Origin of the sequence: Amycolatopsis keratiniphila subsp. keratiniphila, assembly GCF_001620365.2 — a bacterium.
GTDB lineage: Bacteria > Actinomycetota > Actinomycetes > Mycobacteriales > Pseudonocardiaceae > Amycolatopsis > Amycolatopsis keratiniphila.
In genome coordinates this window covers 146052-160606 of sequence record NZ_LQMT02000022.1, presented here as the reverse complement: position 1 = coordinate 160606, position 14555 = coordinate 146052, and the positions used below count along the sequence as shown (strand labels likewise).

Here is a 14555-nt window from a genome sequence, read left to right as displayed (position 1 = left end):
GAAAGCGCCCCAGGCCCGTGGACCTGGGGCGCTTCGCGTCACGCGGGCACCAGCGCCCAGACGGTCTCGTCGCTACGGCCGCCCAGGAACGGCCGCTGCTCCAGCAGCGAAGCCGTACCGTTGTCGATCTGCCGCACCGCCAGCTTGCTCGCCCTGTTCACCAGCCCGTAGCGCATGTCGGCACTGCGCAACAGCTTCCACTGCTGGTTGGTGGCGGAGCCGCAATGCGTCTGCTCGAACTGCGCGCCCTCCGCGGTGCTGCCGGAGACCGGCCGCAGGCACTGACCGCTCCGCTCGTTGGAGATCCTCCAGTACCCGCCGCCGACGTCGGTGAGCCGCCATTTCTGGCCGTTGTCGTTCTGCCTGGCCACATGGGTGATCTTCGCGCCCGCCGACGACGAGCCGTCGACGACCGCCGCGCTGTTTCCGTTGGTGGCGACGGTCAAGTAGTACTTCTTGCCCGCCTGCGGACCGGGATCGGCGACGGGGTTCAGGGTCCACTGCTGGTTCGCCGCCCCGGTGTAAGGCTGCTGAACCAGGGGCGCCGGATACGCGCCGCCGTCGGTGATCGCGAATCCGGTCAGGTAGTTGAAGATCGCCACCTTGCCGTTGCCGAGCGGCTGGAACGCCCAGCGCATGCCGTTCTGGCCGTTGCAGTTGTACTGCAGGATCGGCGTTCCCGGCGCGGTCCCGCTCTGGGCGCTGTCGGCGCACAGCTGGCTGTTGGCGTTGACCAGCTGAAGGCCGGTGTTGTACCCCAGGATCCACTTCTGGCTCATGGAGTCGGTCCGCGAGCGATGGCTGAGGTTGACGAGCCCGCCGGTAGACGAGCCCACGACGTCGATGGCGTTTCCGCTCGCTCCGGTGATGACGTAGGTCTTCCCGCCGCGCGCGTGGCCGTCGTCGTTGTCCGGGGTGTCCTTCTTGATCAGGAAGGCGCTGTTCGCGACGTTCCAGTGCGTCGCGAGCCAGCTGCCCGGGGTGGGGTTCGTGCTGAAGTAGTCGTCGTTGCCGCAGTCCAGCAGCCGGTCGAAGTCGCGTTCCGTGCAGTCGAAGGACTGCGTGTCGCCGTAACACATCAGGTCCCATTCCTGGGAGCAGTGCCCGCCGCCCTGGTAGTGCGGCGCACCCGGCAGGACCGCGCCGAGCATGTGGCCCAGTTCGTGGGCGGCGGCGTTGACACCCCAGCAGGGGACGGCGATCTCCGTGTAATGCCTGCCGTTGTTGAAGGCGTTGGCCGGACCGGGCTGGTCGTCGCTGTCGCCCCAGGTGCCCGCGCAGGTGTGCGGGTTGTCGGAGAACAGCATGTAGTCGCGGTCCGCGTGGTGGAAACCGGCCTGGATGGCGCGGTCGCGGATGGCGCCGGACAGATACGTGCCGTCGGGCACCACGAGATTCGCGACGGCGACCTGGCATCCCGCGCCGGCCGTCGTCACGTAGCGGAGATGTCTGCTGCCGCCGGTCGCCGCGGCGCTGTCGTTGAACGAATCGTCGATCCCGGACGCGTACGCGCGCAGGGACGGCACCACGGTCGCGTACCGGTCGGGCTGACCGGCCTCGCGGACGTAGACCAGCTCGACACGTTTGCCGGAGACCCCGTCGCCCTCGCAGACCACCGGGTTCGCGGCGATCAGCGCTTGAGCGACGGCTGGAGCGAGCGGGGGCGGGGCCACCTCGGAGGCGCCCGCTTCTCCGGTGAGCAGGCCACAGATGAGACCGATGGTCACGAGCAGGCAGGCGGATCGCCGTTTCGCCTTGGACAAGGGCTCTTCCTTTCGCGATGGAGGAAAGCCTCAACGACGCTAGAGATCGGATGTATGGCCGCGCCAGGCAGAAGGTCCGGCAGTCTGCCGCTACCCTTCGGCCATGCCCAAGTACCTGCTGCTCAAGCACTACCGCGGCGCTCCGGCAGCGGTGAACGACATCCCGATGGAGCAATGGACGCCGGAGGAGGTCACGGCGCATATCGACTACATGAGGGATTTCGCGACCCGGCTCGTGGAGACCGGCGAATTCGTCGGAGAGCAGGCTCTCGCGCCCGAAGGCACCTTCGTCCGGTACGACGGCGAGGGCAAGCCTCCGGTCACCGACGGCCCCTTCGCCGAGACCAAGGACCTCATCGCCGGGTTCATGATCATCGACGTCGACAGCTACGAGCGAGCGCTCGAGCTCGCGGGTGAGTTGTCGGCCGCTCCGGGAGCGGGCGGGAAGCCGATCCACGAATGGCTCGAACTGCGTCCGTTGGTGGGCGAGCCGCTCGTCGGCACGGAGTGACCACCGAACTGGACGAGGCCCTGCTCCGGAGCCTCACGCCGAACGTCCTCGGGATCCTGGTCCGCCGCGGCGCCGATTTCGCGTCGGCCGAAGACGCCGTCCAGGAGGCGCTGATCGAGGCCGTCCGCGTCTGGCCCGGCGACCGGCCGAAGGATCCGAAGGGCTGGCTCGTCACCGTCGCGTGGCGCAAGTTCCTCGGCATGGCACGGTCCGACGCCGCCCGCCGTCGCCGCGAAGACCTCGTCGACGAAGAGCCGGCTCCCGGGCCCGCTCCCGCGGTCGACGACACGTTGCAGCTCTACTTCCTGTGCGCCCACCCGTCGCTGACGCCGTCTTCGGCGGTCGCGCTCACCCTGCGCGCCGTCGGCGGGCTCACCACCCGCCAGATCGCCCAGGCGTACCTGGTGCCCGAAGCCACCATGGCGCAGCGCATCAGCCGGGCCAAGCGCACCGTCTCGGGAGTGCGTTTCGACCAGGCGGGCGATGTCGCCACCGTGCTCCGCGTGCTCTATCTCGTGTTCAACGAGGGCTACTCGGGCGACGTCGACCTCGCCGCCGAAGCCATCCGGCTCACCCGGCGGCTCTTCGCCTCGATCGATCATCCCGAGGTCGCCGGGCTGCTCGCCCTCATGCTGCTCCACCACGCCCGCCGCGCCGCGCGGACGGCGGCCGACGGCGAACTGGTGCCGCTCGCCGAACAGGACCGCGGCGCCTGGGACACCCGCCTGATCGCCGAGGGCGTCGAAATCCTGCAGGCCGCGCTGGCCCGCGACAAGCTGGGCGAGTTCCAGGCGCAGGCCGCCATCGCGGCGCTCCACGCCGACGCCCCGACCGCGGCGGAGACCGACTGGGTGCAGATCGTCGAGTGGTACGACGAACTCGCGCGGCTGACCGGCAGCCCGGTCGTCCGGCTCAACCGCGCGGTCGCCGTCGGTGAGGCGGACGGCCCGCGCGCCGGGCTGGCCGCGCTCGCGGAGCTGGACGATTCACTGCCGAGGTACGCGGCGGTGGCGGCGTACCTCCACGAGCGCGACGGCGACCTGGCCACGGCGGCGCGACTGTACGACGAAGCCGCGGGCAAGGCGGCCGACCCAGCCGAGCGCGCCCACCTGACGCGTCAGGCCGCGCGGCTCAGGAAGTGATCGGCGGCAGCCTGGGCAGGCCGTCGATCTCCGACAGGTGCTCCAGCACGCGCCCGAAAGCCTGCCCCAGCACCCGCTGCTCCTCGGGGCTCAGGAGGTCGATCAGATGCTCGCGGACGCCCTCGACATGCGTCGGCGCCGCGCCTTCCAGCAGTTCCGCGCCAGTCTCGGTCATCTCCGCGACGACGCCGCGTTTGTCCGCCGGGTCCCGGGTGCGGCGGATGAGGCCGTCGGCCTCCAGGCGGACCATCTGGTGCGAAAGCCTGCTCTTGGTCGAGCCGAGCATGCTCGCCAGCTCCGTCATCCGCATCCGCCGGTCGGGCTGGAGCGAAAGGCAGACCATGACCTCGTAGTCGGCGAGGGTGACGTCGTGGCGCTCGGAGAGCTCGCGATGGAGGCGTTGCCGCAGCCGCATGGTGGCGACGATGTACGAGCGCCAGGCGACCATCTCGGACTCGGACAGCCAGCGCACTTCCTTCTGCTCCACCGCCATCCACGCAGAGTAGAGCGTTGATCGCACAAGGCGCATACCCACCGGTCACTTTTCGGCACCTGAAAAATCCGGCGGAACATTCGCCCGAAGGAGGGTTACGAAAAGGTTGAGACTCGGCGCGAAAAGGCGCATTCTGCTTGTCAGCGGATGGTCGGGCAAGTACCGGGCGAACCCGTGGAAGGGTCGCCGGACCTGCTCCCAGCCGGGAAGGGTCAAGGTGGTGGTATGGCGGGTGATTCTCGCGGTTGACCGCCTGCTGTGTCCCCGCGACCGGAACGGAAAGGACCGGGTCGGTCGCGACTGTGAACAGCGACGAGCGCGGGCATCTCGGATGCGCTCGACAATTCTGGCGCATTCGGCGTCACTCCGGCCTGTTTCGGGTTAGCGGCCTCTTCGACCGCCTCGGCAGCGCCAGGACGCCGGCCCGATGATCGCGGCCGACCGGCGATCGGAACAAGACAACCTCGGTAGTCCTGGGTGCGGCCGCCCCTCGCGGCCGCACCCAGGCGTATCCGGGGTCTTCCGGCTACGCTTCCCCCGTGCGATTCGACGAAGGCGCGGGCCTGGACACCTCCGAGGTCGAGGACCTGCGCGGCGGTGGCGGCGGGATCGGCGGCCGGGTGGCACTCGGCGGCGGCGGACTCAGTGTGGTCGGCCTGGTCATCTACTTTCTCTTCTCCCAATTCGGCGGCGTGAGCCTGAACCCGTCCTCGAGCGGGCTCGGCGGCGTGGGCACCGGGCAGCAGATGGACAACACGTCGCTGTCACAGGAGTGCAAGACCGGCGCGGACGCGAACCGGAACCACGACTGCGCGATCGTCGCCATCATCAACTCGATCCAGGACTACTGGGGGCAGGAGTTCCAGCGGTCCGGGTCGACCTACCGCAAGGCCGTCACCAACTTCTTCAACGGCGGCGTGAACACGGCCTGCGGCAACGCGACCTCCGACGTCGGGCCGTTCTACTGCCCCGGCGACTCCGAGGTCTACATCGATCTCGGCTTCTTCAACGAACTCCGTACCCGGTTCGGCGCACAAGGCGGGCCGTTCGCGGAGGCGTACGTGCTGGCCCACGAATACGGGCACCACGTGCAGAACCTCACCGGAGTGTCCAAGAAGGGCACCGGGAGCGGGCCGACGTCGGGTTCGGTGCGGCTCGAACTGCAGGCCGACTGCTACGCCGGCGTCTGGGCGAACCACGCCACCACCACCCCGACCGAGAGCGGGCGGCCGCTGATCACCGAGGTCAGCCAGGAGGACGTCAACTCCGCGCTGGACACCGCCGCGCGGATCGGTGACGACTACATCCAGTCGAAGCTCGGCGGGGGGCGGGTCGACGAGTCGAAGTTCAGCCACGGGACGTCGGCGCAGCGGAAGAAGTGGTTCACCACCGGCTTCCAGACCGGCGAGCCGGCGCGGTGCGACACCTTCGCGACCAACAGCCTGGGCTGATCGCCCCCTGTAGACGCTAGGAACGGTCCTTTCCTCGCAAATTTTGCGAGGAAAGGACCGTTCCTGGCATTCGAAGGGCTGCTACGCGGCGACGTGGTGGTCGTCGGCCTGGACCGAAGCCGTCATGCTTCGCTGCTGAGACCGCTCAGTCGCGCGAAGGGCCTTCGCCTTCGCGGCCGAGCTGCCCGACACACCGTTGATGTTCGCGGTGCTGGTCGCGTACACGCCCAGCGCCCACGCGACGGCGTCGGAGTTGCGTTCGAGCGCGACGCGGTCGACGTTGCCGAGGTTGTCGCACGCCTGGTGGTAGCACTTGTCGTAAGCGACATCGGCGCTACCGCCCCACTTGGCCGCCTGCGCCGCGGTCTTCACGCCTTCGGCGCCGGTGAACAGCCCACCGGCCGGGATGCCGACCGCGATGAAGCGACCGTAGTCGGAGCGGCCGGTGAAGTCCGTGCCCTCGACCGGGACACCCTTGCCGAGCTGGAGGTAGTCGACCAGGGTCTTTTCCAGCTGAGCCGAACCGTACGGGCCCGCACCCGCGCCGACACCGTCGGAGTTGTCACCGTCGTAGGCGAAGTACGCCGCGTTCGGTGAGCCGATCATGTCGTAGTTGTAGTAGAGCGCGATGTCGAGCTGCTGCTCGAAGCTCAGCGAGTTGACGTAGTAGGTCGAGCCGACGAGACCGAACTCCTCGGCACTCCACCAGCCGAAGCGGACGGCGTTGTTGGCCTTGGGCTTACTGCCCAGCTGCAGCGCGGTCTCCAGCAGCGCCGCGGAGCCGGTGCCGTTGTCGTTGATGCCGGGGCCCTCGGTGACGCTGTCGAGGTGGGCACCGAGCATCACGACGTTGTCCTTGCGGCCGGTCTTGGTCTCGGCGAGGACGTTGTAGCTGGTCCGTTCCTCCTGGAAGGCACGCAGGTCGAGGGTGACCGAGGCACCGGCCTTGCCGGCGAGCGCCTGGCCGTCGGCCTGGGTGATGCCACCGGTCGGGATCTTGGCCGCGGACGGGTCGCCCAGGGTGCCGTTGACCGGGCCCGGGACGTTGTTGTAGACGATCGCGCCGACGGCACCCGCCGCGGCGGCGGTCGCCTGCTTCTGCGCGAAGGAGCAGCCACCGCGCTGGATCAGCGCGATCTTGCCGGTGACTCCGCCGGCGTAGTCGGCCGCTTCGCAGCCGCTGGTGTCGTCGACCGGGACCACCGCGAGCGGGGCGGTGATTCCGCCGTCCGGAGTCGACGGGCTGTAGGACATGATGATGATCGGGACGTCGGCGCCCGCGACCGTCAGCCTCTCCGCGAGGGTTTCCGCGTAGGTGAAGGGGAACTCCTGCCGCGTGACCGTGAAGCCCGCCTGCTCCAGCTTCGTGGCGACGTACTCCGCGGACTTCTTGTGCCCTTCGGTGCTGGCGGCGCGGCGGCCGCCGTTCGCGTCCGAGATCCGCTGCAGCGCGATCAGATGCCGGTTGACGTTGTTCACGTCGACCTTCTTGACGAGCTGCTTGGCCAGCGCGGGGCCGTCGGGCCCGGTCGTGGCCGTCGCAGCGGGAGCCATTCCGACCGTGAGCGCGGCGGTGGCCATCACCACGATCGAGGGAACAATGCTTCTTCGCGAATATGACATGGGCGTCACCTTTGTGTGGTTTGCGCCACAGGTCAACCGACGTTCGGCGGACTTTACGACACCGGGATAGGGTCGTTTGTATGTACGCGATCACCATCCGTGAGCCCGGCGATCCCGATGTTCTCGAATGGACCGAGGTCCCTGATCCCGTGGCGGGTGAAGGCGAAGTCGTCATCGAGGTCGCCGCGAGCGCCGTCAACCGCGCTGACCTGCTGCAACGTCAGGGAAACTATCCTCCGCCGCCGGGTGCCAGCGAAATCCTCGGGCTCGAATGTTCGGGCACGATCGCCGAAATCGGCGAAGGCGTCGAAGGATGGCGAATCGGCGACGAAGTTTGTGCTTTGCTCGCCGGTGGTGGCTACGGGGAAAAGGTCGCCGTTCCGGCCGGACAACTGCTTCCGCTTCCCGCCGAAGTCGAATTGCTCGCGGCCGCCGGACTGCCCGAAGTCGCATGCACGGTTTGGGCGAATGTGGTGATGCACGCCGGCCTGTCCGAGGGTGACGTCCTGCTCGTCCACGGCGGCGCGGGCGGTATCGGCACGCACGCGATCCAGGTCGCCAAGGCGCTCGGCGCGACGGTCGCGGTGACCGCGGGTTCGGAAGAACGGCTGGAGAGCTGCCGCCAGCTCGGCGCCGACCTCGCGATCAACTACCGGGAGCAGGATTTCGTCGAGGTGCTGCGCGCCGAAACCGGCGGCGCGAACGTCATCCTCGACAACATGGGCGCCAAGTACCTCGGCCGCAACATCGACGCGCTGGCCATGGACGGCAGGCTGGTGATCATCGGTATGCAGGGCGGCGTCAAGGGTGAGCTGAACATCGGCAAGCTGATGGGCAAACGCGCCAGTGTGTTCGGCGCGGGCCTGCGCTCGCGGCCACTGGAGCAGAAGGCGGCCATCGTCGCCGACGTCCGCGAGCGGCTGTGGCCGTTGGTGGAGCAGGGTTCGGTGCAGCCGATCGTCGGCCAGGTCGTCCCGATGGCCGAAGCCGCTTCGGCGCACCGCGCGCTCGAAGAAGGCACGGTTTTCGGCAAGGTTCTGCTCGCCGCGAAGTCCTAGCGGATCTCTTCCAGCACCCGGACGAGCTGATTGACCTCGAAGACGTTCGAGTAATGCGCGAGGCCGATGCGGACGGCGCCGCCGACTTCGGCGGCGCCGAGCGACCCGAAGACACCGCTCGTGCCGTCGTCGGCGAAGGCGCAGAGCCCCTGGGACGCCAGGTATTCGGCGACCTCGGGCGCCTTCTTGCCCGCGACGGCGAACGCGAGCGCCGGGATCCTGCGCATGGCGTCGCCGATGACCATGACGTGCCGCAGCGAACGCAGCTCCGTGGACAGCTGGGCCAGAAGTCCCGCGTGATACGACTTCGCCGAGCCCAGCGACGTCACCAGCTTCTCGCGCCGGGAGCCCAGCGCGGCGTCGTCCAGACCGGCCAGGTAGTCGATCGACGCGATCAGCCCGGCCAGCAACGGGTACGCGTGCGGCCCCAGCTCCATCCGGGCCGGGCCGCGCGCGGCCGGGTCGAGCGAGACCGACGGCAGCCGTTCGAGCAGTTCGGGGTCGCGGAAGACCAGCGCCCCCACCGACGGCCCGCCCCAGGCCTGCGCCGAAACCACCATCACGTCGGCGCCGAGTGCGTTGAGGTCCAGCGGCACGAAGGGCGCCGCGTACGTCGCGTCGACGACGACCAGTGCGCCGACGCGTTTGGCGAATTCGATCACCGTCGGGACGTCGGGCCGCGTGCCGACCGAACCGGACGCCAGCGTGACCGCGACGGCCTTGGTGCGCGCGGAGACGAGGTTCTCGTACTGCCAGGCGGGCAGCTCGCAGGTCTCGATGTCGATCTCGCCCCAGCGCACGACCGCGCCGACACGTTTCGCCGCGCGGCGCCACGGCGCGAGGTTGGCCTCCTCGTCGAGCCGGGAGACGACGACCTCGTCGCCGATCGTCCAGCGATCGGCCATCGCGTCGACGAGACGGCGGATGAGATCGGGCGCGTTGGGGCCGAGCACGACTCCGGCCGGATCGGCGCCGACCAGGTCGGCGACCGCCCGGCGAGCGGCCGTGACAATGCTTTCCGCGCGCTGGGAGGCCGGAAACGCTCCACCCGGCCCGGACACCGGAGCGCGCATGGCCGTGGATACGGCCGAAGCGACCTGTTCAGGTACGAGCATTCCGGCGGCGCCGTCGAAGTGAATCCAGCCGTCACCCAGCGCGGGAAACAACCCACGGATACGAGCGACGTCGAACGCCATGGGGACACCGTACGGACGTGCGGTTTGGCGCTTTACCCGGGGTTGGCTGCCCGACCACGGGGCGCGACGATTCCCGCTACGCTCGGAGACGGCGCCGAAAACCACACTGCGCTTCGTGCCCGACGTAGGCCAGGATGGAGCACATGACCGACCCAGTTTCCCGCGAATCGACCACCCCCGGTGACGGCGGCGGAGACTCCCCACACCATGTGGTGGTCGTCGGTCCCGACGGCACCCCGGTCGGCACCGCACGTATCGCCGCCCCCGCCCCCGGCTCCGACTCCGGCGAGGAGGGGCAGGAGGAAACGCTCGGCGACCTCGTCGAAGAGCCCGCCAAGGTGATGCGCATCGGCACGATGATCAAACAGTTGCTGGAGGAGGTCCGCGCCGCGCCGCTGGACGACGCCAGCCGCACCCGCGTGCGCGAGATCCACCAGACCTCGATCCGTGAGCTGGAGCAGGCGCTCGCGCCCGAGTTGCAGGACGAGCTGGAGCGGCTCGTGCGGCCGTTCACCGAGAACTCGACGCCGTCCGATGCCGAGCTGCGGATCGCGCAGGCGCAGCTCGTCGGCTGGCTGGAGGGGCTGTTCAGCGGCATCCAGACCGCGCTGTTCGCGCAGCAGATGGCGGCGCGGGTGCAGCTGGAGCAGATGCGGCGGGGGCTGCCGGCAGGTCCGTCCGCGGGCGGCGCCGCTTTGGGCGGGCACGGGGCCGGCGGCGAGTCGCACGGGCCGGGCCAATACCTCTGACACGCGTCCCTCTTCAAATGTCATGAAAGGGTCGTTCAAGACGTTTTTCGTCCTGAACGACCCTTTCATGACATCCGCGAGTCAGCGTAGGGGGCGGAAGAAGGTCCGCAGGTCTTCGATGAGCAGGTCCGGCACCTCCAGCCCCGGGAAGTGACCCCCTCGGTCCGGAGTGGACCAGTGCACGACGTTGTCGGTGCGCTCGGCGAGATGCCGGATCGGCAGGCCGGTGTCCTTCGGGAACACGGCCACCCCAGTGGGCACTGTGGACTTCGCCGGCCCCTCGCCCCAGGCCGGTCCCAGCGCGGCGTAGATCCGCGAAGACGAGTTCGCCGTGCCGGTGAGCCAGTAGAGCATCACGCTGGTGAGCAGATCGTCGCGATCGATCGCGTCCTCCGGGACGTCCCGCGAGTCCGAATAGGACTTGAACTTCTCCACCAGCCAGCCGAGCTGCCCGGCCGGTGAGTCGGTGAGCCCGTAGGCAAGCGTTTGCGGCTTGGTCGCCTGGATCATCGCGTAACCCAGTTCGCCGCTCTGGAACTCCCGCCCGCGCGCCAGCGCCGCCTCGCCCCGTGCGAGTTCTTCGCCGGTGAGTCCCTCGAGATCGGCCTCGGATTCCGGGACCGCGTGCGGCAGCATCGTCAGATGCGCGCCGATCACCCGCTCCGGGCACCGGACGCCGACGTCGCGCGACACGATCGCGCCCCAGTCACCGCCGTGCAGCCCGAACCGCTCGTACCCGAGGCGCGACATCAGCACTCCCCAGGCGTCGGCGATCCGGCCGGTGCCCCAGTCCGCGTCGGTCGTCGGCCCCGAGAAGCCGAACCCCGGCAGCGACGGCACGACGACGTGGAACGCGTCCCCCGGGTCGCCGCCGTACGCACGCGGGTCCGAAAGCGGCCCGATGACGTCGAGGAATTCCACAATGGACCCCGGCCAGCCGTGCGTGAGCACCAGCGGGATCGCGTCCGGCTCCGGCGACCGCGCGTGCAGGAAATGGACGTTCGCGCCGTCGAGGTTCGTCAGGAATCCGGGAAAGCCGTTGAGGCGTTCCTCGTGGGCGCGCCAGTCGTAGCGGAGACGCCAGTACTCGGCGAGCTCCTGGAGGTAGCCGAGCGGCGTCCCGAGGCCCCAGCCGACGCCGTCGATCTCGTCCGGCCAGCGGGTGTTCGCTAGGCGGGCGGTGAGGTCGTCGAGGTCGCGTTGAGGGACGTCGATCGTGAACGGCGTGATGGTCATGGGGACGACGGTAGGGCGGAACGAGGACAGTTACGGTCCTCATCCTCCCGGCAGCTGCGCACGCAGCCGATCGAGCCAGCGGTCGATGGTGTCCTCGTACCGGCCGGGGTCGTTCCGGCGCTGTGCCTCGCCGACGGACTCGTCGAGCGCCGCACGGATCCGCGCGGCGTGCTCGGGCAGCGCGAAGACCTCCTGGAAGTAGCCCTCGCGCATCTGGACGTCCGCGACCAGCTGATAATCACGCGCCGCGTCGGGGACGATGAGGCCGTACGCCCAGCCGGGGGTGGCGCCGCGATCGCGGGCGGTGACGACGATGACCGTCGGGCGGACGGCCTTGACGACGTCCGTCGGCGGGGCGCCGTGCGCGATGGCCTCGTCGTTCAGTCCGATGTAGTCGATCGACTTCCAGCCGCTGTAGTACGGGATCGCCCCCGCGTCGGAGACCGCCAGGCTCCGTGCCGCCTCCGGCACCTGGGCGTTCGCGAGGCCCTTGCCGATGGCGACGTGGGCGCGCTGCAGGTCGGGACCGTAGTTGGCGATCACCGGCAGATCCGTCGACTGGGCACCGGTGACGGCGACCCACCCGACCGCCACCGCGCCGGACACCGCGGCGATCCACCGGCGGCCGAGGTGTGCCATGGCCAGTCCCGCGCCGAGGCACAGCACGGGGAAGGCGTGGAAGGCGAAGCGGTGGATGTAGTCCATGGTCGGCCCGGAAACCGCGTAGGTCATGCCGGTCAGCAGGACGACCGAGGAAAGCACCAGGCCCGCGCCCCTGCTCGCCTTGCGGAACAGCAGGAAGGCGGTCAGCGCCAGCAGCGGGAGGACGAGCCAGGCGGTGGTCTCCAGCCAGACCGATCCGGCGTCGAGGTTGCCGAACTTGACGTAGAAGGTGTTCGGGAACAGATGCCCGAAGTACGTCCACCGCCAGACGAAGTAGCCGCCGCCGAGGACGAGGACCGCGGCCGCCAGCGCCCAGGTCCGCCGTCGTCCGCGCCCGAGCCACAGCCAGATCAGGAAGGCCGGGAAGGTCGCGAGGACACCTTCGGGCCGGATCATCCCGGCGAGCAGCAGCAGGAGCGGCGGTTCCCAGTCGCGCACCGCGCGGCCCTGGACGAGGTCCACGCCGACGATGGCGGCACGCAGCACCACGGCGGCGAACGCGATCGTTTCCAGGCCGGCGGTGACGTGGAAGTAGGTCGGCACGAACAGCAGCAGCGCGCCGCCCGCCACGAGCGCGCCGAGGACGCCCGCCGCGCGATGCCCGGCACGGACCAGCATCACCAGGATCAAGCCGCCCAGTACCACGGACGTCACCTTGGCGACGGTCTCCAACGGCAGGCCCGCGAGGGCGAACGGGACGTGCCAGAGCATCCAGAGGAAGTTCGTGAAGCCCTCGATCGGGTCTTCGCCCACGTTCCACACCGGACCGTGGCCGTCCGCCATGTTCGCCGAGTACCGGAAGGTGATGAAGGCGTCGTCGATGGTGAAGAACCACGCCGCCCAGCACCCGGCGAGGAAGAGCGCTCCGAAACCGACCAGGACGACGAGAAGCCCTCGACGCGGTTTCGGTTCCGGGACGGCGTCGGCCTCGCTTCGCTCCGCCGTGGTCGTCATTCCGCCATCCTCGTCTTCTCCAGCCGGTCCAGTACCCGGTCGACTCCTCGGCCGTCCACAAGAGCCATCGAAGTCGCGGAAAGACCGTTACGCACGGCCGAGTCCGACAGCAGTCCCCTGAGCGTCTCGGTGGCCCCGCCGTCGAGCGCGTCCGCGCTCCCCAGCCCGGCCGCCAGCCCGAGTTCGAGTGCCGCGCGATATCCCGCGTCCTGGTTCTCCACGAGCCGGACGACGGCGGTGGGCACGCCGAGGCAGCACAGTTCGAGCAGCGTCACCCCCGCCGCGCTGATCGCCACGTCCGTTTCCACGAGCAGATCGAGCAGACCAGGCCCCGGCGGCGCGATGCGGAACTCCTGGCCGGGCAGCGGTTCGGGCACGGTCGGCTCACCGCGTACGAGCACGTCGGCTTCGAAGGGCGCGTGAGTGTCGCGAAGAGCGCGTAGGAGCGCGCTGACCGTTTCGGCCCATTCCGCGCCTCCTCCCAGCACGACGGTGATCCGCGGTCGTTCCCCTACTGGGCCCTGGGACCGTTTTTCCCGCGCACGCACGACGGATTCCCTCAGCGGCGCGTAGCGCGCGCCGCTGAGCAACTCACCCGAGCCATCCTCGGGGCGCGGCCTCGGCTCGAAGGCGCAGTCGACGACGAGGTCCGCGGCGCGCCTGCCGAAAACGTCGTCCTCGATGGACACCAGCAGCGCGCCCGCGGCGTTGACCTCCTCACGCAGTTCGCCGAGGCCGTAGTGATCGACGACCACCGCGTCGAAGCCCTCGAAGGGGGCGGACGGCACCACCGGGACCGAAAGCTCGCCGAACCGGGCGGCCAGCCATTCGGCGTTGTCCACCCGGCCCGCGAACACGACCTCCCAGCCGCGCGCGACGGCGCGTTCGGCATAGGCGACCATGCGCGCGACGTGGCCGGCGCCGATCGACGGCGAGGCGTCGGCTCGAAGCAGCAGCCGGGTCACCTGGCCACCTTCTTCTGTTCGACGTGCGCGTTGAGCTTCGCCAGTTCGGGCCGGGACCGCAGCACCGCGACCACCTCGCGCCAGTCGCCGACCCGGTCGCCCAGTTCGGCGACGATCCCTTCGATGACCGACCAGTCCTCGACGGTGTCCAACGTCACGCGCAGGTCGTCGGCGGGCGGGCTGACGACGATCCCGGCGCACGAGTACCGCTCCGGGTTCGCGTAGACGCCGGAGGTGACGTGCTCGCGGTCGGCGCCGCTGGCCGTTTCGATCTGTTCGGCGAGCACCCCGGTGCGCACGAGCTCGGCGTCGAACCCGCGCGGCAGGGTGCGCACCAGCACGGTGCTCAGGTAGTCCAGCGACGGCTGCGCGCGCCACTGCGCCACGAGCTGGCCGATGAGGTGGGGATCCAGCAGCGGGCAGTCCGCCGTGAGCCGCACCACCGCGTCGGCCGGGTACGACTCGATAGCGACCGCGAAACGCGCGAGAACGTCGTCGAGCGGACCTCTGGCGACCAGGGCGCCGTGCCGGGCGGCCTCCTCGGCCACCGCGTCGTCGTCGGCCTCCGTCGAGGTCGCGACCACGACGTTGTCGATCCCCGGCGAAGCGGCGGCGGCACGGACGACCCAGCCGAGGACGCTCCGGCCCGCGAGGGGGCGGAGCACCTTGCCAGGTAGCCGGGTGGACGACGCGCGTGCCTGGATGACGGCGTTGACCACGTGGGCCCCGGGGTCTGGATCCATGGGTGACA

The 14555-nt window shown here is 69.6% G+C and carries 13 protein-coding genes; 5 read left to right on the top strand and 8 right to left on the bottom strand.

The annotated features are described in order from the left end of the window. Positions 1 to 38 precede the first annotated feature (38 nt). Entirely contained in the window at positions 39 to 1763 is a 1725-nt protein-coding gene (locus AVR91_RS23230) for an RICIN domain-containing protein (RefSeq protein ID WP_063277295.1), read from the bottom strand. 103 nt (positions 1764 to 1866) lie between these two features. Between AVR91_RS23230 and AVR91_RS23225 the strand changes: the two genes are divergently transcribed. Continuing rightward, positions 1867 to 2274, top strand: coding sequence for a YciI family protein (locus AVR91_RS23225; RefSeq protein ID WP_063277296.1), 408 nt, complete (start codon positions 1867 to 1869; stop codon positions 2272 to 2274). Positions 2275 to 2282: 8 nt separating this feature from the next. Then, positions 2283 to 3416 (top strand): RNA polymerase sigma factor, encoded by a 1134-nt coding sequence (locus AVR91_RS23220; RefSeq protein WP_063277342.1) that lies wholly within the window; start codon positions 2283 to 2285, stop codon positions 3414 to 3416. Here the strand turns inward: AVR91_RS23220 and AVR91_RS23215 are convergent. After that, entirely contained in the window at positions 3406 to 3909 is a 504-nt protein-coding gene (locus AVR91_RS23215) for a MarR family winged helix-turn-helix transcriptional regulator (RefSeq protein ID WP_063277297.1), read from the bottom strand. The two genes, AVR91_RS23220 and AVR91_RS23215, sit on opposite strands and share 11 nt — an antisense overlap. A gap of 539 nt (positions 3910 to 4448) precedes the next feature. On the opposite strand from AVR91_RS23215, the gene ypfJ reads away from it, so the two are divergent. Further along, positions 4449 to 5360 (top strand): KPN_02809 family neutral zinc metallopeptidase, encoded by a 912-nt coding sequence (gene ypfJ, locus AVR91_RS23210; RefSeq protein ID WP_063277298.1) that lies wholly within the window; start codon positions 4449 to 4451, stop codon positions 5358 to 5360. 81 nt (positions 5361 to 5441) lie between these two features. Here ypfJ and AVR91_RS23205 read toward each other — a convergent pair whose 3' ends face one another. After that, complete coding sequence (locus AVR91_RS23205) at positions 5442 to 6983, bottom strand: M28 family metallopeptidase (protein WP_228708065.1); 1542 nt, start codon at positions 6981 to 6983, stop codon at positions 5442 to 5444. Between the two features lie 80 nt (positions 6984 to 7063). Here AVR91_RS23205 and AVR91_RS23200 point away from each other — a divergent pair, with 80 nt between their 5' ends. Next, positions 7064 to 8041 carry an NAD(P)H-quinone oxidoreductase gene (locus AVR91_RS23200; protein ID WP_063277300.1) on the top strand — a complete coding sequence of 326 codons (978 nt, stop codon included), beginning with the start codon at positions 7064 to 7066 and terminating at the stop codon, positions 8039 to 8041. Here the strand turns inward: AVR91_RS23200 and AVR91_RS23195 are convergent. Then, the gene (locus AVR91_RS23195) at positions 8038 to 9237 is read right to left on the bottom strand and encodes a cysteine desulfurase-like protein (protein ID WP_016330709.1); all 1200 of its coding nucleotides are present in this window, start codon (positions 9235 to 9237) and stop codon (positions 8038 to 8040) included. The genes AVR91_RS23200 and AVR91_RS23195 overlap by 4 nt on opposite strands. Positions 9238 to 9371: 134 nt before the next feature. Between AVR91_RS23195 and AVR91_RS23190 the strand changes: the two genes are divergently transcribed. Continuing rightward, positions 9372 to 9986 (top strand): bacterial proteasome activator family protein, encoded by a 615-nt coding sequence (locus tag AVR91_RS23190; RefSeq protein ID WP_063277301.1) that lies wholly within the window; start codon positions 9372 to 9374, stop codon positions 9984 to 9986. Positions 9987 to 10067: 81 nt separating this feature from the next. Here AVR91_RS23190 and AVR91_RS23185 read toward each other — a convergent pair whose 3' ends face one another. Genes AVR91_RS23185 through AVR91_RS23170 form a run of 4 tightly spaced genes read right to left on the bottom strand, consistent with a single transcriptional unit; the run spans position 10068 to position 14547 of the window. After that, positions 10068 to 11222, bottom strand: coding sequence for an epoxide hydrolase family protein (locus AVR91_RS23185; RefSeq protein WP_063277302.1), 1155 nt, complete (start codon positions 11220 to 11222; stop codon positions 10068 to 10070). A 39-nt stretch (positions 11223 to 11261) separates the two neighbouring features. Further along, positions 11262 to 12839 carry a hypothetical protein gene (locus AVR91_RS23180; protein WP_063277303.1) on the bottom strand — a complete coding sequence of 526 codons (1578 nt, stop codon included), beginning with the start codon at positions 12837 to 12839 and terminating at the stop codon, positions 11262 to 11264. After that, positions 12836 to 13804, bottom strand: coding sequence for a hypothetical protein (locus AVR91_RS23175; RefSeq protein ID WP_063277304.1), 969 nt, complete (start codon positions 13802 to 13804; stop codon positions 12836 to 12838). The genes AVR91_RS23180 and AVR91_RS23175 overlap by 4 nt, the downstream gene beginning before the upstream one ends. Continuing rightward, complete coding sequence (locus tag AVR91_RS23170) at positions 13801 to 14547, bottom strand: cytidylyltransferase domain-containing protein (protein WP_063277343.1); 747 nt, start codon at positions 14545 to 14547, stop codon at positions 13801 to 13803. The genes AVR91_RS23175 and AVR91_RS23170 overlap by 4 nt, the downstream gene beginning before the upstream one ends. Between the last annotated feature and the right edge of the window lie 8 nt (positions 14548 to 14555).